General features: G+C 69.6%; 21 protein-coding genes, 1 tRNA gene and 1 pseudogene. 8 read left to right on the top strand and 15 right to left on the bottom strand.

Going from position 1 to position 22813, the window contains the following annotated elements; all coding sequences use genetic code 11:
• Nucleotides 1–26 precede the first annotated feature (26 nt).
• Nucleotides 27–833 (top strand): PAQR family membrane homeostasis protein TrhA, encoded by an 807-nt coding sequence (gene trhA, locus QU602_RS05515; protein ID WP_308799227.1) that lies wholly within the window; start codon nucleotides 27–29, stop codon nucleotides 831–833.
• A 36-nt stretch (nucleotides 834–869) separates the two neighbouring features.
• Here trhA and QU602_RS05510 read toward each other — a convergent pair whose 3' ends face one another.
• Nucleotides 870–1181: a hypothetical protein gene (locus QU602_RS05510; RefSeq protein ID WP_308799226.1), complete on the bottom strand. Its 312-nt coding sequence runs from the start codon at nucleotides 1179–1181 to the stop codon at nucleotides 870–872.
• A 96-nt stretch (nucleotides 1182–1277) separates the two neighbouring features.
• On the opposite strand from QU602_RS05510, the gene QU602_RS05505 reads away from it, so the two are divergent.
• Both QU602_RS05505 and greA read left to right on the top strand, forming a co-directional pair.
• On the top strand, nucleotides 1278–1706 hold the full coding sequence (locus QU602_RS05505) for a DUF4307 domain-containing protein (RefSeq protein WP_308799225.1): 429 nt from the start codon (nucleotides 1278–1280) through the stop codon (nucleotides 1704–1706).
• A 69-nt stretch (nucleotides 1707–1775) separates the two neighbouring features.
• Entirely contained in the window at nucleotides 1776–2267 is a 492-nt protein-coding gene (gene greA / locus QU602_RS05500; RefSeq protein WP_308799224.1) for a transcription elongation factor GreA, read from the top strand.
• A gap of 31 nt (nucleotides 2268–2298) precedes the next feature.
• Here greA and ilvA read toward each other — a convergent pair whose 3' ends face one another.
• Nucleotides 2299–3546: a threonine ammonia-lyase gene (gene ilvA, locus QU602_RS05495; RefSeq protein ID WP_308799223.1), complete on the bottom strand. Its 1248-nt coding sequence runs from the start codon at nucleotides 3544–3546 to the stop codon at nucleotides 2299–2301.
• Nucleotides 3543–4802, bottom strand: a complete 1260-nt coding sequence (locus tag QU602_RS05490; protein ID WP_308799222.1) for an AI-2E family transporter — start codon at nucleotides 4800–4802, stop codon at nucleotides 3543–3545. Before QU602_RS05490 ends, ilvA begins: the two co-directional genes overlap by 4 nt.
• 87 nt (nucleotides 4803–4889) lie before the next feature.
• Here QU602_RS05490 and QU602_RS05485 point away from each other — a divergent pair, with 87 nt between their 5' ends.
• Nucleotides 4890–6134 carry a winged helix-turn-helix domain-containing protein gene (locus tag QU602_RS05485; protein WP_308799221.1) on the top strand — a complete coding sequence of 415 codons (1245 nt, stop codon included), beginning with the start codon at nucleotides 4890–4892 and terminating at the stop codon, nucleotides 6132–6134.
• Here QU602_RS05485 and QU602_RS05480 read toward each other — a convergent pair.
• From QU602_RS05480 to QU602_RS05455, 6 genes are all read right to left on the bottom strand, one after another.
• Nucleotides 6131–7006, bottom strand: a complete 876-nt coding sequence (locus QU602_RS05480; protein ID WP_308799219.1) for a M48 family metalloprotease — start codon at nucleotides 7004–7006, stop codon at nucleotides 6131–6133. The two genes, QU602_RS05485 and QU602_RS05480, sit on opposite strands and share 4 nt — an antisense overlap.
• 23 nt (nucleotides 7007–7029) lie before the next feature.
• The gene (locus tag QU602_RS05475; protein ID WP_308799218.1) at nucleotides 7030–7596 is read right to left on the bottom strand and encodes a LemA family protein; all 567 of its coding nucleotides are present in this window, start codon (nucleotides 7594–7596) and stop codon (nucleotides 7030–7032) included.
• 120 nt (nucleotides 7597–7716) lie between these two features.
• The gene (locus QU602_RS05470) at nucleotides 7717–9030 is read right to left on the bottom strand and encodes a D-arabinono-1,4-lactone oxidase (RefSeq protein ID WP_308799217.1); all 1314 of its coding nucleotides are present in this window, start codon (nucleotides 9028–9030) and stop codon (nucleotides 7717–7719) included.
• Nucleotides 9027–10271 carry an alanine racemase gene (locus tag QU602_RS05465; protein ID WP_308799216.1) on the bottom strand — a complete coding sequence of 415 codons (1245 nt, stop codon included), beginning with the start codon at nucleotides 10269–10271 and terminating at the stop codon, nucleotides 9027–9029. The genes QU602_RS05470 and QU602_RS05465 overlap by 4 nt, the downstream gene beginning before the upstream one ends.
• A complete protein-coding gene (locus QU602_RS05460; protein ID WP_308799215.1) occupies nucleotides 10268–11539 on the bottom strand; it encodes an MFS transporter in 1272 nt (423 codons plus the stop codon). The genes QU602_RS05465 and QU602_RS05460 overlap by 4 nt, the downstream gene beginning before the upstream one ends.
• A complete protein-coding gene (locus tag QU602_RS05455; RefSeq protein WP_308799213.1) occupies nucleotides 11536–12132 on the bottom strand; it encodes a TetR/AcrR family transcriptional regulator in 597 nt (198 codons plus the stop codon). The genes QU602_RS05460 and QU602_RS05455 overlap by 4 nt, the downstream gene beginning before the upstream one ends.
• A gap of 81 nt (nucleotides 12133–12213) precedes the next feature.
• Between QU602_RS05455 and QU602_RS05450 the strand changes: the two genes are divergently transcribed.
• Nucleotides 12214–13140 (top strand): Ppx/GppA phosphatase family protein, encoded by a 927-nt coding sequence (locus QU602_RS05450; RefSeq protein WP_308799212.1) that lies wholly within the window; start codon nucleotides 12214–12216, stop codon nucleotides 13138–13140.
• A 58-nt stretch (nucleotides 13141–13198) separates the two neighbouring features.
• Here the strand turns inward: QU602_RS05450 and QU602_RS05445 are convergent, their stop codons facing one another.
• On the bottom strand, nucleotides 13199–13411 hold the full coding sequence (locus tag QU602_RS05445; RefSeq protein WP_308799211.1) for a YegP family protein: 213 nt from the start codon (nucleotides 13409–13411) through the stop codon (nucleotides 13199–13201).
• Nucleotides 13412–13602: 191 nt separating this feature from the next.
• On the opposite strand from QU602_RS05445, the gene QU602_RS05440 reads away from it, so the two are divergent.
• The 3 genes and pseudogenes from QU602_RS05440 to QU602_RS05430 all read left to right on the top strand — a co-directional run.
• Nucleotides 13603–15948 carry an arylsulfatase gene (locus tag QU602_RS05440; protein WP_308799210.1) on the top strand — a complete coding sequence of 782 codons (2346 nt, stop codon included), beginning with the start codon at nucleotides 13603–13605 and terminating at the stop codon, nucleotides 15946–15948.
• 1718 nt (nucleotides 15949–17666) lie between these two features.
• Entirely contained in the window at nucleotides 17667–18134 is a 468-nt protein-coding gene (locus QU602_RS05435; protein WP_308799208.1) for a hypothetical protein, read from the top strand.
• A 188-nt stretch (nucleotides 18135–18322) separates the two neighbouring features.
• Nucleotides 18323–18553 (top strand): annotated as a pseudogene (locus QU602_RS05430) (tyrosine-type recombinase/integrase); the annotation flags it as partial.
• A 41-nt stretch (nucleotides 18554–18594) separates the two neighbouring features.
• On the opposite strand, the gene QU602_RS05425 reads toward QU602_RS05430, so the two are convergent.
• The 5 genes from QU602_RS05425 to QU602_RS05405 form a co-directional block, all read right to left on the bottom strand.
• A tRNA-Leu gene (locus QU602_RS05425) sits at nucleotides 18595–18667 on the bottom strand.
• A gap of 170 nt (nucleotides 18668–18837) precedes the next feature.
• The gene (locus QU602_RS05420; RefSeq protein ID WP_308799207.1) at nucleotides 18838–20340 is read right to left on the bottom strand and encodes an NAD(P)/FAD-dependent oxidoreductase; all 1503 of its coding nucleotides are present in this window, start codon (nucleotides 20338–20340) and stop codon (nucleotides 18838–18840) included.
• 34 nt (nucleotides 20341–20374) lie between these two features.
• Complete coding sequence (locus QU602_RS05415) at nucleotides 20375–21640, bottom strand: S8 family serine peptidase (RefSeq protein ID WP_308799206.1); 1266 nt, start codon at nucleotides 21638–21640, stop codon at nucleotides 20375–20377.
• On the bottom strand, nucleotides 21637–22203 hold the full coding sequence (locus tag QU602_RS05410) for a DUF501 domain-containing protein (protein WP_308799205.1): 567 nt from the start codon (nucleotides 22201–22203) through the stop codon (nucleotides 21637–21639). The genes QU602_RS05415 and QU602_RS05410 overlap by 4 nt, the downstream gene beginning before the upstream one ends.
• A complete protein-coding gene (locus QU602_RS05405) occupies nucleotides 22200–22757 on the bottom strand; it encodes an FtsB family cell division protein (RefSeq protein ID WP_308799204.1) in 558 nt (185 codons plus the stop codon). The genes QU602_RS05410 and QU602_RS05405 overlap by 4 nt, the downstream gene beginning before the upstream one ends.
• Between the last annotated feature and the right edge of the window lie 56 nt (nucleotides 22758–22813).

The raw sequence follows: 22813 nt of genomic DNA, 5'->3' as shown, positions 1-22813 counted from the left end.
TGACCGGACGGCCGTAGTGTGGGCGCATGAGACGACCGGATCGCCACGAGCTCGAAGACGTGGCCGAGCACCTCGAGCATGCGCCAGACGAGCTCGATGATGCCGATGCGGCCGTCGCACGTGATGAGCGCGAGGGGCCGGACCTTCCGAACATCCCGCTGCTCGATGCATCCGTCGCCGCGCCAGCCGAGCTCAAGCCGACCTGGCGCGGCTGGATCCACGCCGGCACGTTCCCGGTCACGATCGCGGCGGGCGTCGTGCTCATCGTGCTCGCCGACGGTGCCTGGGCCAAGTGGGCGAGCGCGGTCTTCGTGCTCACGTCCATGTTGCTGTTCGGCAACTCGGCGCTCTACCACCGGTTCAACTGGCAGCCCCGCACCAAGGTCGTGCTCAAGCGCATCGACCACGCGAACATCTTCCTGCTGATCGCCGGAACCTACACGCCGCTCGCGATTCTCGCGCTCCCGCCTGACCAGGGCTGGCTGCTGCTCGCGTTCGTGTGGGGCGGCGCGCTGCTCGGCATCGGGTTCCGCGTGTTCTGGATCAGTGCGCCCCGCTGGCTCTACGTGCCCATCTACCTCCTGCTCGGCTGGGCGGCGGTCATGTATCTCGGCGACCTCCTGAGCGTCAACGTCGCGATGATGGTGCTCGTCGTCGTCGGCGGCGTGCTGTACACGATCGGCGCGGTCGTCTACGCCCTGAAACGGCCGAACCCCTGGCCCGGGCACTTCGGCTTCCACGAGATCTTCCACCTGTGCACGGTGCTCGCGTTCATCTGCCACTGGACGGCGACGCTGCTGATCGCCCTGCAGCCCGCCTACCACGTGGGCTGAGCACGGCACGTGGGCTCAGCACCGCGCGACTGGGCCCTACGGCGTCTCGCCCCGCCCGGGTCGGTCGCCCCGACCGTCGACTGACCCGCCGTCGACGGCTTCGCCGTCGGCCTCGCCCGCCTCTTCGCCGCGCTCCTCCGCGAGCTGCTCCTGCTCGAGCTGCTGACGCACCTCGGCACGGTAGTTGACCCGGCGGATGCGCCGCACCATGTCGAAGATGAGCAACAGCACGACGACCATCACCACGAACGTCAGCACGAACCCGGCGACGCCCGGCGTGACGTCGTTGGGATCGAACTCGTCCTGGTTCTCGGCGGCGACGATCGCGAGGGAGGCGAGCAGGTGCACGGGTGCGGCCCTCTTCTTCTGGTGGCGACTGGCCTTCGCGGGGAACGATTAGGCTGAACTGCAAGCCTAGTCGATCCGATCCGGAGGGAGCCCGGAATGAGCACGGTGCCCGCGGCCCCGGCGTCCGTCGACGACGAGCTCGGCGCACGGTACGGCCGCACGCAGAAGCACCGACGCCGCGACCGCTGGCTGCTGATCGCCGGCGCGGTGGCCCTCGCGGTCGTGCTCGTCGCGTGGGTGGTCTGGGCGGGACTCGACGGGCAGCGCCCCTCGCTCCAGGTCGCGGGCACGGCGCACCAGCTCCTCAACGACGAGCGTGCCGTCGAGGTGAGCTGGAACCTCTCGGTACCCGCCGGCAACGAGACGGCGTGCGTCGTGCAGGCCATGAACGACGACTTCACGGTGGTGGGGTGGAAGATCGTCGAGATCCCCGCTTCCGAGTCGTACACCCGGAGTTTCACGGAGCGCGTGCGGGTGGCTCAGCCCGCCAACACGGGTTTGGTCGAGCACTGCTGGCTCACGTAGAATGGTGAATTCGCTCTTCAGGGCGACCATCGATCACCCGCTCCCCCCTCACCACTGGAGTTGTGCACCATGGCGCAGGACACGACCGTCACCTGGCTGACGCAGGACGCCTACGACCGGCTCGCCTCCGAGCTCGAGCACCTCTCGACCACCGGCCGCGAAGAGATCGCGAAGCGCATCGAGGCCGCGCGCGAAGAGGGCGATCTCAAAGAGAACGGCGGCTACCACGCCGCGAAAGACGAGCAGGGCAAGCAGGAGGCGCGTATCCGTCAGCTCACCGGGCTGCTGCGCACCGCGCAGGTCGGCGAGGCGCCGGCCTCGAAGGGCGTCGTCGAGTCCGGCACGGTGATCACCGCGATCATCGCCGGAGACCAGGAGACGTTCCTCATCGGCAGCCGCGAGATCGCGGGTGACTCCGAGCTCGACGTCTTCAGCGAGCAGTCGCCGCTGGGTGCGGCGATCCTCGGCCTCAAGCAGGGCGAGAAGACCAGCTACACCGCGCCGAACGGCCGCGAGATCTCGGTCGAGATCACCGAGGTCGCGACCTGGTCGGGGCAGTAAGCGCGCGGCCGGAACTCGTCAGCTTCCAGCGTCAGTCCGCCCGCACGCGCGGGTCGTATCCGGCGCGGCGCAGCGCGTCGACGACCTCGGCCCGGTGTTCCGGGCCGCGGGTCTCGACCGAGACGTCGATGCCCACCTCGGAGATCTGCAGGGCCGATCCGTGCCGCGTGTGCAGCACCTCGACCACGTTGGCGTTCACCGCGGCGAGGATCTCGGCGATCCGCGCGAGCTGGCCCGGACGGTCGGGCAGTCCGATCGAGAGCGTGAGATAGCGGCCGGATGCGGCCAGCCCGTGTGCGATCACGCGCTGCATGAGCAACGGATCGATGTTGCCGCCCGAGAGCAGGGCGACGACCGGGCCGTCGCTCCGGACGGCACCGGTCATGAGCGCGGCGACCGAGACGGCGCCCGCCGGCTCGACCACGAGCTTGGCGCGCTCGAGCAGCACCAGCAGCGCGCGGGCGATGTCGTCCTCGGCGACCGTGACGACCTCGTCGACGGCCTCGCGGATGATCTCGAAGTTCAGCTCGCCCGGCCGGTAGACGGCGATGCCGTCGGCGATCGTGGGCACCACCGGGACCTCCTGGGGCGTCCCGGCGGCCATCGAGGCGACATACGGCGCCGCATTGGCGGCCTGGACGCCGACGACCCGGATGGTGCGGCCGAGCTCGACCGCACGCTGCTTCACCGCGCTCGCGATGCCCGCAGCGAGACCACCGCCGCCGATCGGCACGACCACCGTCGTGGCATCCGGCGCCTGCTCGAGGATCTCGAGGCCGAGGGTGCCCTGCCCGGCGATCACGTCGAAGTGGTCGAACGGCGGGATGATGACCGCGCCGGTCTCGTCCGCGAACGCCGCGGCGGCCGCGAGCGTCTCACCGACGGAGTCGCCGTGCAGCACGACCTCGGCGCCGTAGGCGCGGGTGGCCTCGAGTTTCGGCAGCGCGACCCCCACCGGCATGAAGATCGTCGCTCGGATGCCGAGCTGCCGGGCGGCGTAGGCGACGCCCTGCGCGTGATTGCCGGCGGACGCGGCCACGACGCCGCGGCTGCGCTCGGCGTCGCTCAGTGCCGAGATGCGGTTGAACGCACCGCGCAGCTTGTATGAACCGGTGCGCTGCAGGTTCTCGCACTTCAGGTACACGGGGACGCCCAGTTCGCTGGCGAGGAAGTGCGAGGACTCCATGGGGGTGCGGCGGGCCACGGCACCCACGGTGCGCCGCGCGCGCTCGAAGTCCGCCAGACTCGGACCCTGGAACACCTGCGTCACGTCGCTCATTCTCCTCGTCCGAACCCGGGTCGTTGGGGCACCGTCCGCCAGAGCGGCGCGGGCCTCGCCGGTATGGGTGGGCCTTCGGCCTTCCACGCCCCGCTGGCGACGTACACGATCATCACGTTCAGGACCGCCGCGACCGGCACCGCGAACAGCGCGCCCGGGATGCCGGCCAGCAGTGAGCCCGTCGCGACCGCGACGACCACACCGAGCGGATGCACCTTGACGGCCGTGCCCATGATGAGCGGCTGGAGCACGTGGCCCTCGACCTGCTGCACGAGCAGCACGACGCCGAGCATGATGAGGGCGATGACGGGCCCGTTGTACACGAGCGCGACGAAGACCGCGAGCGCGCCCGTGGCCACGGCTCCGACGATCGGAATGAACGATCCGAGGAACACGAGGATGGCGATCGGCACGGCGAGCGGGACGCCGAGCAGGAAGGCCCCGAGCCCGATGCCGACGGCGTCGATCGTCGCGACGAGGATCTGCACCTTCACGAAGTTCTGCAGCGTGGCCCAGCCGGACCGGCCGGCGCCGTCGACCGCGGCCCGCGCACGGCGCGGGAAGATGCCGACGATCCAGCGCCAGATGCCCCCGCCGTCGATCAAGACGAACAGGGTCGCGAAGAGCGCCAGGAGCAGGCCCGCGAGGAAGTGGCCGAGGGTGGATCCGACCGAGAGCGCGCCGCTCAGCAACACGTTGCCGTCCTGTTGCACGGATGCGACGACCTGGGACACGAAGTCGTTCAATTGCTGCTCGGTGATGTGGAACGGTCCCTCGAGCAACCAGCCGCGGAAGTCGTCCCACGCGATGAGCGACTGCGCCGCGAGTTCGTCGGAGCCGCGAACGATCTGCGTGATGCCGAGCGTGAGCAGCCCGCCGACGACGGCCAGCGCGGAGAGCATCGAGACGGTCACGGCGAGCCATTTCGGGAACCGCAGCCGGCGCTGCAGCAGCCCGGAGAACGGCACCAGCAGCGCGCCGACGAGCACCGCGACGAGCAGCGGGATGACGATCAGCCGCAGCTGGATGATGAGGAACACGAACACGGCGACGACGCCGCCGACGAGCAGGAGTCGCCACGACCAGGCGGCCGCGAGTCGCATGCCGTAGGGCACGGCCTCGGCGACGTCGGTGCGCGGCCGGTCGTCGGCCGCCGATGCCTCTGCGGCGGGCGCAGCCGCGGGCGACGCTCCGCGCGCGACCTCGCGGTCACGACGCCGGAACACCGCTCGAGCCCGCCGTTTCGCGTCCGCCATTTTTCCAGTGTAGGCGGGGCGGATGCCTCGCCCGGCATGCATCGGCGGACGGGGATGTCGGACCCCGGCGGTATCGTCGTCATCGTCATGACCGATACCGTCAGCCCGCAGCTCGCCCGCCGCATCGCGCTCGCCGCGCAGGGGTTCGGCCGGCCGGTTCCCGCCAGTGCGGGCACCCGGCAGGTGGCGGGCGTGGTCGACCGGCTCGGGTTGCTCCAGATCGACTCGGTGAACGTCTTCGAGCGCAGCCATTACCTACCGGCCTTCAGCCGTATCGGCGGCTACGATCGGTCGGCGCTCGACCGACTGTCCGGCAGCCGCGGCCGGCTCGTGGAGTACTGGGCGCACCAGGCGGCGTTCATCCCGCGCGAGCTCTGGCCGCTGTTCGCGTTCCGGCGCGAGGACTACCGGCGCAAAGGCAGCGACTGGGGCGGCTGGGTCGCCGAGAACCGCGAGCTCGCCACGTGGCTGGTCAGCGAGCTCGCGGCCAAGGGGCCGATGCGGGCGAGTGAGATCGAGCACGACGCCAATGAGCGCCGCGGGCCTTGGTGGGGTTGGTCCGACGTGAAGCGCACGCTCGAGTGGATGTTCCGCACGGGCGAGGTCGTCTGCGTCGAGCGCCGCAGGTTCGAACGCGTGTACGCGTTGCCCGAGCAGGCGCTGAACCCGGCCGAGCTCGGCACCGAGGTGTCCGAGCCGGACGCGTTCCGCGAGCTCGTGGCGCGCGCCGCCCTGGCGCTCGGCATCGCCACCGCGGCCGACCTCGCCGACTACTGGCGTATGAAGGCCGCCCAGGTGCGGCCGGCGATCGACGCGCTCGTCGACGAGGGCGTGCTGATCCCCGTCACCGTCCCCGGGTGGCAGACCGGCACCCGGCCGACGCCGGTGTGGCTGCACCGCGATGCCCGCCGTCCGCGGCGCATCGAGACGGCTGCGGTGCTCTCACCGTTCGACCCCGTGGTCTGGTTCCGCCCGCGTACCGAGCGCCTGTTCGACTTCCACTACCGCATCGAGATCTACACGCCTGAGCCCGACCGGGTCTTCGGCTACTACTCACTCCCCGTGCTGATCGACGAGTCGATCGTCGGCCGGGTCGATCTCAAGAGCGATCGCAAGTCCGGTGTGCTTCGCGTGCAGTCGGCGTGGGTCGAGCCCGGCGTCGACCCGGGCCCGGTCGCCGAACGGCTGACGCCGGTCCTTCGCCGCGCCGCGGCGTGGCAGGGCCTCGACCGCGTCGCCGTGACCGGCCGTGGCGGCCTCTCCCCCGCGCTCGCGGCCGAGCTGGCGCTCGACGGCGACGACGACCCTTCGGCCGTCTGGGGCGCGGTCTAGAAGCTCCGGCCCATCTTCTCGAGTCGCGCGACCCGGTCGGGGATCGGCGGGTGCGTCGCGAAGAGCCGGTCGATGACGCCGGGCTTCAACGGGTCGGCGATCCAGAGGTGCGCCATCGAGGTGTTCTGCTTCTGCATCGGCCGGCCGTACGCCTCGAGCTTCAGCAGCGCCCGCGCGAGCGCGTCGGGGTGACGCGTCGTCATGGCGCCCGTGGCATCCGCCAGGTACTCGCGCTGCCGCGAAACCGCGAGCTGCACGAGCGTCGCGACCAACGGCGCGACGAGCATGGCGACGATGCCGAAGATCATGACGACCGGGTTGCTGTTGTTGCGATTGCCGCCGAAGAACGCCATCCGAACGAGCAGGTCGCTGATGAAGCCGATCGCGACGACGAGGCCGAACACGACCATCGACAGCCGGATGTCGTAGTTCCGCACGTGCCCGAGCTCGTGGGCCATGACACCCTCGAGTTCGGCGTCGTCCATGATCTCCAGCAGCCCGGTCGTCGCGGCGACGATCGCGTGCTCGGGATCGCGCCCGGTCGCGAACGCGTTCGGGGCGGGGTCGGAGATGACGTAGACCTTCGGCATAGGCGTTCCGGTCGCGATCGAGAGGTTCTCGACGGTGCGCCACAGGCGCGGATGCTCCGCCTTCGAGGTGATCTCGACCGCGCCGGACATCGCGATCGCCTGCTTGTCGGCCGTGAAGTACTGGATCAGCGCGTAGCCGATCGCGATGGCCACCGTCACGATCACGATCGTGAGATTGCCGTAGATGTACGCGGCAAGCCAGCCCAATCCTCCGATGATGAGGAGGAAGAGCAGGATCGTGAAGACGGTGTTGCGCTTGTTCCGGGCGATCGCTCGATACATCGGGTGGCGTCAGCGCTCCGGCGTCAGAACTGGACGCGCGGCGGCTCGGCGATCGAGGCCGCCTCGGTGACCTCGAAGAAGTCACGCTCGTTGAACCCGAGTCCGCGCACGAAGAGCGTGTTCGGGAAGACCTTGATCTTCGTGTTCAGCTCGCGCACACCGCCGTTGTAGAACCGGCGCGAGGCCTGGATCTTGTCTTCGGTGTCGACGATCTCGGCCTGCAGCTGCAGGAAGTTCTGGCTCGCCTGCAGCTGAGGGTAGGCCTCGGCGACCGCGAAGATCGACTTCAGAGCCTGCTGCATGTGGTTCTCGGCAGCGGATGCCTCGGCCGGCCCCTGTGCGGAGAGCGTCTCGGCGCGCGCCTGTGTGACGTTCTCGAACACCGACTTCTCGTGCGCGGCGTACCCCTTCACGGCCTCGATGAGGTTCGGGATGAGATCGGCTCGACGCTTCAGCTGCACCGTGATGTCACTCCAGGCCTCGTCGACTCGGACGTTGAGCGTGACCAGCGAGTTGTAGGTCGCCCACAGGTAGATGCCGACGATCACCACCAGCGCGACGACGATCAGGACGGGGATGAGCCATTCCATGGCCGGTGCTCCAAACGGGGGCGGAGGGATTCGGACGGTGATTTCATCGTATCCATCCCCGAGAGCCGACTGTGTGTTTCCCATGGGACTCGAAGGAACCGCACGGCGGGGGTCCATGCCCTATGGTCCGAGCACGCGCTCCAGGTAGGGGTTCGCGAATCGCCGGTCGGGATCGAGCTCGTCGCGCACGCGGAGGAAGTCGTCGAACCTCGGGTAACGCTCGCGCAGCTCGGGCGCCCTGAGCGTGTGCATCTTGCCCCAGTGCGGGCGGCCGCCGTGGGCGAGCAGGATCTCCTCGACCGCGCCGAAGTACTCCGTCGGGTTCTCACGGAAGTAGCGGTGCACCGCGAGGTACCCAGTGCGCCGGCCGTACGCGGTCGAGAGCCAGGTGTCGTCGGCGGCGGCGGCGCGCACCTCGATCGGGAAGCTGATGCGCCACCCGCGGCGTGCGATGAGGGCGCGGACCTCCGTGAGCGCCTCGGGGACGGCTTCGAACGGGATGGCGTATTCCATCTCGACGAAGCGGACGCCACGGCGGGACGTGAACACCTCCGGCGAGGCATCCGTGAACTCGCGGTTGCCCGTGATCCGCTCGATCTGCTTGGCGATGACCGGCGTCACGGCCGGCGCGAGCCGGCCGAGCACGCAGACGGCGCGGAAGAGCCCGTTGGCGACGACCTCGTCCTCGACGAAGCGCGTGACCCGGCCGAGCGGATGCCTCGGGGCGTCGGCCGGCAGCCGGGTATTGGATTTCGTGAGCGCCGTCTCGGTGTGCGGGAACCAGTAGAACTCGAAATGGTCGGCGCCTGCGGCGCGCTCCGGCCAGGCCTCGAGCACGGCCTCGAGCGGCTCGGGGCGCTCGACGGCGTGCAGCAGGAAGCGCGGCACGAGCTCGAGCGTGACGTCGACGAGCACGCCGAGCGCGCCGAGCCCGACCTGGATCGCGGGCAGCAGGTCGGGTCGGCTCGTGTCGCTCACCTCGAGCAGTTCGCCAGTGCCCGTGACGAGACGCGCGCCGACGACGCGCGTCGCGATGCCGCCGAAGGCGAGGCCGGTCCCGTGCGTGCCCGTCGAGATAGCCCCCGAGATCGTCTGCCGGTCGACGTCGCCCATGTTCTGCATGGCCAGCCGGTACGGCGCGAGCAGACGCGGGAGCGCATGCAGGCGGGTGCCCGCGCCGAGGGTCACCCGGTGGTTCGCCGGGTCGGCGGCGACGACACCCGTGAGCTCACCGAGGTCGAGCAGCACGTCGGGCGCGATGCCGATCCCCGTGAAGCTGTGGCCCGCGCCTGCGGGCTTCACGCGCAGCTGACTCGCCGCCGCCGCGGCGACCGCACGCTGCACGGCGCCGGCGTTCGCGGGCCGCTCGACGCGCAACGGTCGCACCTGCTGGGTTCGGGCCCAGTTGCGCCAGAGGGCACCGGTCGCCGTCACAGGAACGCCTTCCCTTCGCCGCGGTAGGTCGGAATCGCGGCGACGACCTCGGCGTCGTCGACCACGTGGAGCTCGTTCACGTGTTCGGCGAGCTCGCCCGATTTCGTGTGCCGGAACCACACCCGGTCGCCGACGCCGAGCTCCGCCGCACCGGGGCCGGTGAGCGGGGTCTGCACCTCGCCCGCGCCCTCGCGGTCGACGTATACGAGCCGTTCGGGCCAGACCGGGAGCGGCATCCGGTCGCCCGCGGGCGGCCCGGAGGCGATCCAGCCGCCGCCGAGCAGGGTGGCGTGGGCGCCGTCCGGGCGCCGGACCACGTCGAGCGCGAACGCCGCGGCCGGTGCGGGCGTGAAGTGTGCGTACCCGTCGAACAGGTGACCGCCGAACAGGCCCGATCCGGCGCCGATCTCGGTCACCGAGGCATCCGCCGCCGTGGCCTCGAGCGACCCGGTCCCGCCGCCGTTGACGAACTCGAGCTCGGCGTGCTCGCGCACGGCGGCGACCGCCGCGGCGCGGCGCGCGACGAGCTCGGGCATCGACCGGCCCTGCATCCAGCGATTGACGGCGCCCGCGACCGGGCGGCCCGCCGGCCGGTTCACGACACCGGCGATCTGCGCCTCGTACGCCATCAGGCCCACGAGCCGGAACCCGGGACGGCCCGCGATGTATGCGGCGAACGCGGCGGCGTCGGCGGCCTCACGCACCGGCGAGCGGCGCACCCCGATGTGTCCGAGCACCGGCGCGTGCCAGGACGCGTCGAGCTCGAGGCACACACGCACCACCTCGCGCCGGGACGGCGGCAGCACGGCGTCGACGAGGTCGAGCTGAGCGGGCGAGTCGACCATGATCGCGATGCGTGCCGCGAGGTCGGCGTCGGTGGCGAGCCGATGCAGGCTCGCGCGATCCGCGCTCGGGTAGCCCACGACGATGTCGTCGACGGTGTCCGCGAGCCAGATCGCCTCGGCGAGCGTGTAGGCGAGCACGCCGCGGTACCCCGGCAGTCGCAGCACCGTCTCGATCACCTCGCGCACGCGGACCGACTTCGACGCGACCCGGATCGGCGTGCCGTGGGCGCGCCGGACCATGTCGGCGGCGTTGTGCCGCAGTGCGGCGAGGTCGAGCGCCCCGACCGGTGCCGGCAGATGGGCGGTCGCCGCACCGAGGCGGGACCAGTAGCGCGCAGGATCCGCCCAGGGCGCGGCGTCCGTGCCGCGCATCGGGGTGGCGAGGTCGAGGGTCATCGGACGCTCCTGACTCGGGAGACGGCGAGCGCGCCGGCGACCGCGCATGCGGCGCTCAGCACGAACACGGGGGTGAACGATGCGGTCGCGACGACGGCCAGCGCGGCGAGCAGCGGTCCGAGCGCCTGCGGCACCGCCGACGCGATGTTCATGATGCCGAGGTCCTTGCCGCGCGCTGCAGGGTCGGGCAGCACCTGCGTCGCGAGCGCCTGGTCCACCGACAGGAAGCAGCCGTAGCCGAGGCCGAGCAGGCCCGCGGCGATCATCGCGGCGCCGAGGTCGGGGACGAGCGCGAGCACGAGCGCGGCCGCGGCCTGGAGCACCGACGCGGCGAAGACGAACGCCTTACGGCGGCCAAGCCGATCCGAGAGGCGGCCGAACCCGAGCGACGCGACGATCACGAAGAGCATGTAGATGAGCGTGAGCACGAGCAGGTGCTCCTCGGCCAGCGGATCGCCCAGCCCGAACATCAGGAAGTAGAGCAGCAGGCTCGTGCCGAGCGCGTTGCTGATCGAGACGAGGACGCGACTCGTGAGCGTCCAGGCGAAGTCCGGGTGGCGCCGCGGACTGATCCAGAGCGACGCGAGGATGCTCCGCGCACTCACGCGCGCCCGCTCCCGCGCCGCGAGCGGCGGGTCGGGGAGCCGGAGGAATGGCAGCACGAGCACGATGAGCGCCACGGCGATCACCGCGTAGCCCGCCGCGGTCCCCGTGATCAGCATGGTCACGACCACGAGACCGACGATGATGCCGACCGACTGCGGGGCCGACATCCAGCCGGAGACGAATCCACGCTGGCCGACCGGCACGCGATCGGAGATGGTGGCGGTGAGCGCCGCGGTGACCATGCAGAACCCGACGCTGGCCGCGACCCAGGCCGCGCCGATGCCGACGATCCCGGTCTGCAGCCCCAGTGCGACGAGCGCAAGTGCGAACACGACCGTCCCGGCCGCGATCCAGGGCCGGCGTCGCCCGAACCTCGATCCGGTGCGGTCGGACAGCGCCCCGGTGATCGGGTACGCGACCACGGTGAACAGCGCCGCGATGCCGGACACGACTCCGAACGCGAGCACGCTGTCGGTCCAGTGCTCGGGGCGCAGCACGGCGTCGATCTGCGCCGGCAGCAACAGCTGCACGGGCGTGAGCTGGGCCATCCAGATGCCGAACCAGGCTGAGGCGAACGCGGCGACCCAGCCCACGCCGACCGGACGCGTGGGTTCGGCCAGGGCGCCGTTGCTCGGGCGCGAGGCCTCGTCGAGGTCGGTCACGGGGCCTCCGCCAGTTCCGCGATCGCGCCCGCGGCCGACGCGATCAGGCGACGCGCCGCGTCGTCGTCGCGGTCGACCAGCCAGCTGAGTGTCAGCCCGTCGGTGAACGCGACGAGCACGCGCGCGACCTGCTCGACCGGGATGCGCCACGTGGCGCCGGTGTGCGTGGCGGCCAGGGTCAGCGTTCCGGTCGCGAGCTCGGCGTAGCGCGCGTACTGGTCGGTCGCGAGCTGCCGGCGTTCGGGCGAACGGAGCGCGTACTGGGTGAGCTCGAGCATGGCCTGCTCGTGCTCGGGGTCGGCGCGCAGGTGGTCGAGGTAGCGGGCGAGACCGTTCTCGAGCAGCGCGCGCAGCCCGATGCCCGGCTCGAGTTCGGGCACGACCGCCTGCAGCTCGCGCGCGACGACCGTCCTGATGAGCTCATCGATGAGCTCGTCGCGCGAGTCGAAGGCGTAGTGGAAGCTCGCGAGGCTCATACCCGCTTCGGCGACGACCGCGCGTGTGGTGGCGCGCGCGATGCCCTCGCGCGCGACGACGCGCAATGCGGCGTCGATGAGCGCGAGCCGGCGCTCGGGGGCAGGGATGCGCGACACCTCGCTCCTTCCGCCGTCATCGCCGAGTGGGACAGACGTCCCAGTCGCCTCAGTATGCCTTACCTCCGCTACGCTCGCACCATGCGTCTCGGTGTGCTCGATGTCGGTTCGAACACCGTGCATCTCCTGATCGTCGATGCCCACCCCGGCGCCCGTCCGATACCGGCCGCATCCCACAAGTCGGTGCTGCGGCTCATGCGGCATCTCGAGCCCGACGGCTCGATCGCCGAGTCCGGCGTCGCCGCCATCCTCGCGGCCGTAACCGATGCGGCGAGGGTCGCCGCGGAGGCGGGCATCGATGAACTGCTCCCGTTCGCGACGTCGGCGATCCGCGAGGCCGCGAACGGCGAAGCCGTGCTGGCGCTCGTCGAACGCGAGACCGGCGTGCGACTCGAGGTGCTGAGCGGTGACGACGAGGCACGGGTGACCTTTCTCGCGGTGCGACGCTGGTACGGCTGGTCGGCCGGGCGCATGCTGCTGTTCGACATCGGCGGCGGATCACTGGAGGTCGCGCAGGGTGTCGACGAGATCCCCGACCTCGCGCGATCGCTGCCCCTCGGAGCCGGGCGGTCCACGGTCGCCTTCCTGCCGGACGACCCGCCCACCGACGACGAGGTGGCGCGACTGCGCGAGCACGCCGCCGCGGTGCTGCGGGATGCCGTCAGCGAGTTCCGGGCACTGGACGCACCCGATCACGTCGTCGGGTCATCGAAGACGATCCGCTCGCTCGCCCGGCTGGCCGGGTCGTCGGTGAGCGGATTCGGCCCCGAGCAGCGCAGCACGCTGACCCTCGCCGGGCTCGACGACTGGACTCCACGACTCGCGCGGATCCCGGCGGACGCCCGGCCGGCCCTGCCGGGCATCACCGCCGACCGCACGTTTCAGATCGTCGCCGGCGCGGTCGTGCTCGCCGAGGCGATGCGCGCCTTCGGGGTGCGGCAGCTGGAGGTCTCGCCGTGGGCGCTCCGAGAAGGACTCATCCTGCGTCGGCTCGATCGGCTCGAGTAGCCCCCGGCGCGCGGGGCTGAGCGGCGCGTGGAACACGGAACACACAGACGCGCGGAGATCAGGTGCGATCGACCAACTCGGCACCGGTGCTGCCGTTGCGCACCAGATTGACGGCGGCGACCGCATCGAAGCGCGATTCGTAGGGTTCGCTCGAGGCGAGCACCTTGCGATTGCCGAGTGAGACGATCTGCCATCGGTAGGCTCCGGAATCGGCGCGCTGCAGTTCATACCGGACATTCGCCAGCGATTCGGGCGCTTCAAGACTGCTCACGAACATAGTCACCCCTCACTTTCCACTGTGTTAATATACTCGTCGATCTCGAACGCGCAACCGTCTCGCTTGAGACGCGGTGCCGGCACGCCGTAGGATTCGATCGTCACGCCGTATCGCAACATTTCCTCAGCTTCTCGGCTCATGCCCTTCGCGTGACACCCGGCCTTCACTGACGAAGGGGGCTCGCGATGTCGGAAGAACCGACGAACTCGGTGATCGGCTCACCGCTGCCATCCGAACGGACGCTGCCGTTCCCTCCCCCGAGATCGGGCAGTCACGCCGGGCGCATCATGCAGGAGTCGACCTACAGCCCCAACCCACCGGCCCGGCATCTCCCCGCGGATGCCCCCAACATCCTGATCATCCTGATCGACGACGCCGGGCCCGCCCTCCCGACCACCCTCGGCGGGGCCGTCCGAACGCCGACCCTCGACCGGGTGCGCGCCGGCGGCATCGGCTACAACCGCTTCCACACGACCGCGATGTGCTCGCCGACCCGAGCATCGTTGCTCACCGGCCGGAACCACCATCGAGTCGGAAACGGCCAGATCGCGGAGCTCGCCAATGACTGGGACGGCTACTCGGGGCACATCCCGAAGAGCAGCTCGACCCTGGCCGAGGTCCTCCGCCAGTACGGGTACGCCACGGCCGCGTGGGGCAAATGGCACAACACGCCCGCCGAGGAGACCACCGCGGCCGGACCGTTCGACCGGTGGCCGACCGGCTACGGATTCGAGTACTTCTACGGATTCCTCGCGGGCGAGGCATCGCAGTACGAACCGAATCTCGTGCGCAACACCACCACGGTGCTGCCGCCGAAGACGCCCGAAGAGGGCTATCACCTCAGCGAGGACATCGCCGACGACGCGATGGCGTGGCTGCGGAACCACCGCGCGCTCGCGCCCGACCAGCCGTTCCTCATGTACTGGGCGACCGGGGCGCTGCACGGCCCCCACCACATCATGAAGGAATGGGCCGACCGGTACGCCGGCGTCTTCGACGACGGCTGGGACGTGTACCGCGAACGCGCGCACGCCGCAGCCAAGGCCGCCGGCTGGATCCCAGAGGACGCCGCGCTCACACCACGACCCGAGAGCCTGACCGCGTGGGATGACGTCCCCGAACACCAGAAGCCCTTCCAACGCCGGCTGATGGAGGTCGCGGCCGGGTTCGGTGAACACGCGGACGTGCAGGCCGGGCGGCTCATCGATGAACTCGAACGGCTCGGCTACGCCGACGACACGATCATCATGTACATCTGGGGGGACAACGGATCCTCGGGTGAGGGCCAGAACGGCACCATCAGCGAGTTGCTCGCCCAGAACATGATCCCGTCGACCGTCGACCAGCACCTCGCCGCCCTCGAGGAGCTCGGCGGGCTCGATGCGCTCGGGACCCCGGCGACCGACAATCAGTACCACGCGGCCTGGGCCTGGGCCGGTTCGACGCCGTACCAGGGGATGAAGCTCCTTGCGTCGCACCTCGGCGGCACCCGTAATCCCATGTTCGTGCAGTGGCCCGGGCACATCCAGCCCGATCCGACACCGCGCACGCAGTTCCACCACGTCATCGACATCGTCCCGACGATCTACGAGATCATCGGGATCTCTCACCCTGAGAGCGTCGGCGGCATCCCGCAAGACCCGATCGACGGCATCAGCCTGGCCTACTCGATCGACGACAGGGATGCGCCGGGTCGTCGCCGGTCCCAGTACTTCGAGATCATGGGCAGTCGCGCGATCTACGCCGACGGCTGGATGGCGTCGGCGCTCGGACCTCGCCTGCCGTGGGTGCCCGGGGCGCCGCCCGGGATCCAGACCTGGACGCCTGACCAAGACCGATGGGAGCTCTACGACCTCGAGCACGACTGGAGCCAGGCCGAAGACCTCGCCGCGGAGCATCCCGAGAAGCTCGCGGAGCTGAAGGAACTCTTCGCGATCGAAGCCGCCAGGAACGAGGCGCTGCCGATCGGCGGCGGGCTCTGGGTCGCCGCGCTGCACCCGGAGGACCGCATCAGCACGCCGTACACCGAGTGGGAGCTGAGCGGCGACACCGTTCGCATTCCCGAGTTCTGCGCCCCGGCGCTCGGCAACCGCCCGAACACCGTCACCATGCAGCTGCACGTCGGCGACCGGGCGAACGGCGTGCTCTACAAGCTCGGTGGCGCGGGCGGCGGACTCACCCTGTTCCTCGCAGACGGTGTGCTCACCTACGAGTACAACCTGTTCCTCATCCAGCGCACCACGATCGCCTCGGCCGAGCCGATGGCGCCCGGAGACGTCACCGTCGAGGTCGAGACGACGTACGTCGAGCCGCGCCCGGGCGGTCCGCTGCGGGTCGTACTCCGCGTCGACGGTGCCGAGGTCGGTTCGGGGACCGTGCCCGTCAGCGCACCGCTGCTGTTCTCGGCCAACGATTGCCTCGACATCGGCCGCGCCTACGGCGGCCCCGTGTCCCGGCGCTACGCCGACCGCATGCCGTTCGCGTTCGACGGCCGCATCGACCGGGTGCACATCGCCTACACAGCCGGCTGACCGCCCGTTGAAGGTGACCGTGCGAGCCGTGCCGCGATCGTTACCGGATCGAGGTGGCTCTTGCACGCAACGACAGTGATCGTTTTCATCCACTCGAACGATCCAAGCATCTCCGCAATGTGCAGCCTGTCCGGGGTGTCCTCGGATGTTCTTCCAGTGGAGATAGCTACCGAACGGTCGATCAAGGTCCGTCCGGAGTTGCGCTAGCCCCTCAGAGATGCGGCCCACGTTCGCGCTTCTAACGACAACGGCGCCCCAGGAGAAAGTGCGGCGATGCGAGGTCTGAGTGTCCCCTCTGGCCGGACTCGTCGATGAAGGTGTGAAGCATGATCAATCCTGCACGACGAATCGGGCGAATATCCCCGAATCGCGATAACGCAGAAAGCGCCCCGTCTCACCTCCTAAGAGATGAGACGGGGCGTCTACATGTTTGACCATCATGATGAGAGGTTCACTTGTGCGCTGTAGCTCGCTCCGTGCGTCGACGACGCGTGTCAGCGACGACCCGCATGGTCGCAGCTGTTCCGACAAGAACGAGGGGACCGATCACCCCCGTGCTGCGCGACCCATGCCACAAGAGTGGCAATAGGTCAGCAGGAAACGGCGGGACCCGAAGATAGCTCTCCGAACCCGTTGCGAAACCGATAACCGCAATGACAAGCATCGTTCCGGATGCCACAACCGCACAGCCCGCGCGCCAGGCAACCACCAACCCCAGGATGCAGCACACCACTGCGCTGATGGCCAACGCCCACAAGTAATCCGTTGGGGTGATTACCGCGACCCAGATCGCGGAGGCAACGCTCAGGCCATAGAAGGCTGCAGCTCCCAGTGGGACCCCAATGCCAATGTCAACACCTCGCAAACCGCTGGCCTCCTCGGGGGGATGCGATCTTCTGCATTCTTATACGGAGCAGCGGAGCGATACCGCGGGACTGTAGATTGCGCCACCATCGGGCCAACTGGCTATTCCAAGCCACCCCATCTCGGACGTATTGCCACAGGTACCCGAGGCAGCCTGGATACTCCACTTGCTTCCATTCTTCGGCACGGTGACGTTGTTGCTGCCGCGCTCCCAACCGCCCCCATAGAGGCGGATGAAGAACCCCCTGGGTCCCTTGCATCCGGCAGAGACCACCCCCGAGGCAGATACGGTCACGCGGTTCCCGCCCAGGCGAGGCTCCTCCACGGTGAGCGAATGCGTGCAGGATTCCAGATCCGCTTCAGTTGGTGCTTCCGTGGTCACCTCGGTGACGGCATCAGTGTAGACGATTCGTATCGTTTCGCCGGGTTCCGGAATGACGGGGAACTCACCTTCCTCCGAGACAAAAACCCCGCCCTTCTCGCTGCTGGAAACAAGGCGCCTGTCCCCCGGCTGCGGTACGGGCTGATTCATGGTGATGATGCGGTCCGGCTGACTTTCAGGCGGGAGCACGTCGCCCCGTGACTCAGAAGCCGATGCTCCTGTCACTGAAGCCAGAGTTAACACGACCGCACCGAAGACTGCAGCGGTGGAATTCCTGGACTTGTTCAATGTAACCACTCCCCTCGTTTGGATTCCGAGGTCACGCTACCCAAATTCTACTCTTCTCCCCCACTAATATTGTGGCATTTCTCTAATGATGCACATGGAGAAGCGCCGAACCCGTGGCCGGAACAGCCCCGCCAAGCTCCCGTGCATGCGCAGACGCTCACTCGCCCGAAGGACGCCAGTCATCGTGTACCGATTCGAGCTCGACGAACCCGACACGTTGATACTCCGGGCATGGGAAGCCGACGAGCACGGCCACATCATCGACAAGCAGAACGTGCTCAGCACGGCACGGTTCGATGAACCTATCGAGGTGCACGGCCACTGGTTCGACTCGCGAGATACTGACACCATCCATGAGCTTCCCGAACTGGCACGCGCTGCAGTCTTCGATGTCGACGATGCGATCCGATCAGCATTCCGAACGGGACTGCTCACGCGAGCGTCCTCCCGACACCACGAAAGCGCCCCCTCCCACCCGGGGCGATTCAAGAGCGCCCGAATGTGGGATCAATACCAAGCTCGTGAACCCGTTGCCGGTGTCGACCATGGTCGCCGTGAGCACACCATTCGGCGTGCCGTCTCCTGCACCATGTACCCGTTGCCCGAAGCGCCGACGCGCGGGGCGGCGGCGTTGCTGACGATGCGGCCGTAGTAGTTCGACGCCGCCAACGCGATCCACGCCGCGCCCTGATCGCACGAGCCGAGCGTGCCCGGGTTGTCCGGTCGGGTGAACGAGTCCGTGAACCTGCGAAGGTCGGCGAGCGGGTAGCGGCTCGCTCCGGCCGGCGGGGTCGGCGGCAACCCCCAGGAGGAGATTGCCGTGTCCGAGGAGACGTCCGCCACGACCTCCGCCACACGGCCGCGAGCCTCGCGATCAGCGCGGGCGCCAATGTGAAGGCTGTGCAGCGGATGCTGGGCCATGCCTCCGCGGCCAGGACGCTCGAGGTGTACGCGGATCTGTTCGACGACGACCTCGAAGCCGTTTCGACCGCGCTCGATGAGGCCCGCGCGGCAGCGGTTGTTGCCATTTCGTTGCCACGGGACGAGCGAGACGCTGCCACCAAGGGCTAACTTCCGCGAGGTTCCGGGCAAGTTCAGAGCCGTCAGGTCCGTGCTCCCGCTGGGATTCGAACCCAGACTGAAGCGAGTTTAAGTCGCCTGCCTCTGCCGTTGGGCTACGGGAGCGCACGCCCCGCCGCATCCGGGACGTCGCCGCGCGGACCAGCCTACTGAATGCGTCGGCTCGCGCACTCGACCGCGGGCACGACCGGCGAACGACGAAACGCGGCGGACGTCGTGATGACGTCCGCCGCGTTCACCCCGTCAGGAACGGGACACGGATCGAGTCCGCGAGGTTACTTCGCGGCGACCGGCTCGGCCTCGGCGACCGGCTTCGCGTCGGCGGCGGGCGCACCCTCGGCCGCGGGCGCAGCCTCGCCCTTCGCCGCGGCCGCCTTCGTCGGAGCCTTCTTGGCGGACGCAGCCTTGGGGCTCTTCGCCTCGACGGCCTTCGCCGGTGCGGGCGCCGCCTCGGCCGGGGGCTTCGGGCGAGCGGCGAACGCCTCGAACTGCGCGCGCGGCTGCTGCACCGCTGCCAGCGACACGATGTCACGGCCGAGCCAGAAGTTGTTCCACCAACCCCAGAAGACGCGGAACTTGCGCTCCCAGCTCGGCATGGCGAGGCCGTGGTAGCCGCGGTGCGCGAACCAGGCGAGCACGCCCTTGATCGCGAGCTTGCCCGACTGGAACACACCCGAGCCGATGCCGAGTCCGGCGACCGCGCCCATGTTCTTGTGGAAGTAGTCCTTCGGCTCTTCACCACGGAGCACGGCGACGATGTTCTTCGCCATGAGCTTGCCCTGACGCACCGCGTGCTGCGCGTTCGGCACGCAGTAGCCGCCGACGCCGCCGCCCGACAGGTCGGGCACCGCGGCGATGTCGCCCGCGGCCCAGGCGTCGGGCACGATCTCGTCGTCGTCGCCCACCCGCAGGTCGGCGCGCGCCTTGATGCGGCCGCGCTCCTCGACCGGCAGGTCGCTCGTGCGGACGATGGCGGGGTTCGCCATGACACCGGCCGTCCAGACGATGAGGTCGGTGTCGAAGCTCTCACCGGTCGACAGCTCGATGTGGCCGTCGACGGCGCTCGTCAGCTGCGTGTCGAGGTGGATCTGGGCACCGCGCTGAGCGAGGTGCTTGATGACCCAGTGGCTGGTCTCGAGCGAGACCTCGGGCATGATGCGGCCCATCGCCTCGATGAGGTGGAAGTGCGTCTCGTCGAACGTGAGCTGCGGGTAGTACTTCAGCAGCGCGCTCGCGAACGAACGGAGCTCGGCGAACACCTCGATGCCGGCGAAGCCGCCGCCGACGACGACGAACGTGAGCAGGCGCTCGCGCTCGGGCCCGGGGGGAAGCGACGCGGCCTTGTCGAAGTTCGTGAGCACGCGGTCGCGGATCGCGACGGCCTCTTCGATCGCCTTCAGGCCGATCGCGTTGTCGGCGATGCCGGGGATCGGGAAGGTGCGCGAGACGGCACCGCCGGTGACGACCACGATGTCGTACTCGAAGTCGAACGCCTCGCCGACCTCGGGCGTGATGGTCGCGGTCTTCGACGCGTGGTCGATGCCGGTGACCTTGGCGGTGATGACGTTCGTCTTCTTCAGGTGGCGACGCTGCGCGACGACCGCGTGCCGCGGCTCGATCGAGCCGGCCGCGACCTCGGGGAGGAACGGCTGGTACGTCATGTAGGGCAGCGGGTCGACGACGGTGACCTCGGCCTCGCCCGGACGCAGCCACTTCTCAAGCTTCCACGCCGTGTAGAACCCGGCGTAGCCACCGCCGACGATCAAAATCTTGGGCACGGTGAATGGACTCCTTGAACTCAGTTGTATGCGATCACGGTGCGCGCTCGCGCGCCGTCCGCTTGGTGTGCCGAGTGGCGCCGATGCCCAACAGCGCTGCTAGCGTACCAAATCCCGCGACCAGCGAGAGCGGCACCGTGATGTAGGCCAGCGTCCAGGGGGTGGGCAGCAGCGTCTTCGCACTGTCGGTGCCCGGGAGCACCGGGTCGGCGATGGGCACGATCGTCTCGGCCTCGTCGGGCTCGGTGTCGGCCTTCTCGCCGTCGGCCCGCCGGTGCACGCGGATCCACTCCTCGAGGCTGCCGAGCGGGTTCGCCTCGACCGTAGGCACGTCGGCGGTGAGCGCGGCGACCGGATCGATGATCCCGTAGCCGTACAGCGGGCTGGGCACAGCCTGACCGTTCGGGTTCGCCGTCGTGATCACCCGGTTGATGACGTTCGCCGCGTCCAGATCCGGGTACTCGGCCCGGACCAGGGCGACGAGACCCGAGACGATCGGCGCCGCGGCGCTCGTGCCGCTCCACTGGATGTGGCTGCCGTCGGGCATCACGCCCACCATGTCCTCGCTCGGTGCGGCGACGGCGATGGTGATGCCCTGCGAACTCGCATCGAAGCTCGCGGTCTGATCGCGGTCGACGCCCGCGACGGTCAGCACTCCCGGGATCGTCGCCGGCGCGCCGACCTCGGTCGTGCCGCTCCCGCGATTGCCGGCCGCGGCGACCACGACCACGTCGTGGTCGAAGGCGTACATGAACGCCTCGTCCCAGATCTCAGGCCAGTCCCGCGTGTTCCGGGTGAGCGACATGTTGATGACCTCGGCCCCGTGGTCGACGGCCCAGATCACCGCGTCGGCGATCTGCTGATCGTTCGAGAGCGCGGCCCCGGTGTCCTCGCCGAAGGCGACGGACGCGGTCAGCACGGATGCCTCGGGCGCCACGCCGATCACCCCGCTCCCCGGCTCGGATCCGCGACCGGCGAGCAACGACGCGACGAGCGTGCCGTGCTCGGAGTCCTCACCGACCGGCGTCTGACCGTCGGGCGTGCCGAGGCCCGAGACATCCGTGCCGTCGACGACCGCCGTGCGGAGCTCGGCGACGCTGCCGTTCACGCCCGTGTCGATCACCGCGACCTTCACGCCGGCGCCGCGCGAGGTGTTCCATGCGGTGGTGAAGCCGTACTCGGTGAGCCAGTACTCGAGGTCGCGCACCAGATCGGCGCGCGCGGGTGCCGCGCCGAGACCGAGCAGCGTGAGCGTCGCGGCGACGGTCGCGACGGCGCGGAGCACCGTGCGGCGTCTCATGGCCCGGCCTCGGGCGCGGCCTCGACCGCGGGTTCGATCTCGACGGCGGGCTCGACGCCGTAGTCGGGGCACTGGCACACGTTCGGCGACCACGCCGACCGCTCGAGTGCCAGATCGCCGATCGGATTCACGCCGGGGCCCGCGGCGAGCGCGTGGCCCGCGAGCGCATGCAGGCACTTCACGCGCGTCGGCATGCCGCCGGCCGAGACGCCCGCGATCTCCTCGACCACGCCGTACAGTGCACGGTCGGCGAGGTACTCCTCGTGCGCACGCGTGTACGCGGCGGCGACGACCGGGTCGGCGGCGAGCAGTTCGGTGCACTCGACCATGACCTGCGCGGCCTCGAGGTAGCTCATCGCCGCCGTCGCGACCGGGTGCGTCAGGTAGTAGAACGTCGGGAACGGCGTGCCGTCGGCGAGACGTGGCCGCGTCGACACGACGGTCGGCGCGCCGCATACGCATCGGGCCGCGATGCCGACGACATCGCGGGCGGGCCGCCCGAGCTGGGCGGACACGATGCGGATGTCCCGCTCCGCGACGGGTCCGAACGGCGGCCGAGTCATCCGGCACCTCCGGACTGGGCCGGGTCGGTGGCGGCCGGGTCGGTGGCGGACGGGTCGGTCGTGCCCGGGTCGGTCGTCGCAGGATCCACGGGCGCTTCGGAGACATCCGGGGCGAGACCCGCGGTCATGACCGAGCCCAGCAGCGTGCGCATCCAGTCGCCTTTCGTCTCGGTTACCTCGGCGGAGACCTCCGCACCGGTGTCGGCCTTCGCCGCCTCGGTGCGGTCGTCGATGACGAGGTAGCTCACCTCGCCGGGAAGCACGTAGTACAGGCGGTCGCGGGCCTGCGTGATGATGAAGGTCTCGTCGTTCCAGCGTTCGCGTTGGTCGCGCAGCTCCTGCACGCCGGCCTCCTGCGCAGACACCGCCGCACGCAGCTCGGCGATCTGACGCCGTTGCTCGGCGAACGAGGCGATGGTCGGCGCGAGCACGACGACGCCGAGCACGAGGACGCCCATCATGATCACTGAGAAGCCCGACAGGCGCATGCTGCTGAGCCAGCCGGCGCCCGTTCCGCGCGGGCGGCGCGGCGAGCGGCGATTCGCGGCCTTCATCGCGTCTCCTCCGCTCGCGGCCCGGAACGACGGACGGGGGCGGCCTCCGGCCGCCC

Origin of the sequence: Agromyces protaetiae, from assembly GCF_030866785.1 — a bacterium.
In the GTDB taxonomy this organism is placed as follows: Bacteria; Actinomycetota; Actinomycetes; order Actinomycetales; family Microbacteriaceae; genus Agromyces; species Agromyces silvae.
This window is presented reverse-complemented; position numbering and strand designations above follow the sequence as displayed.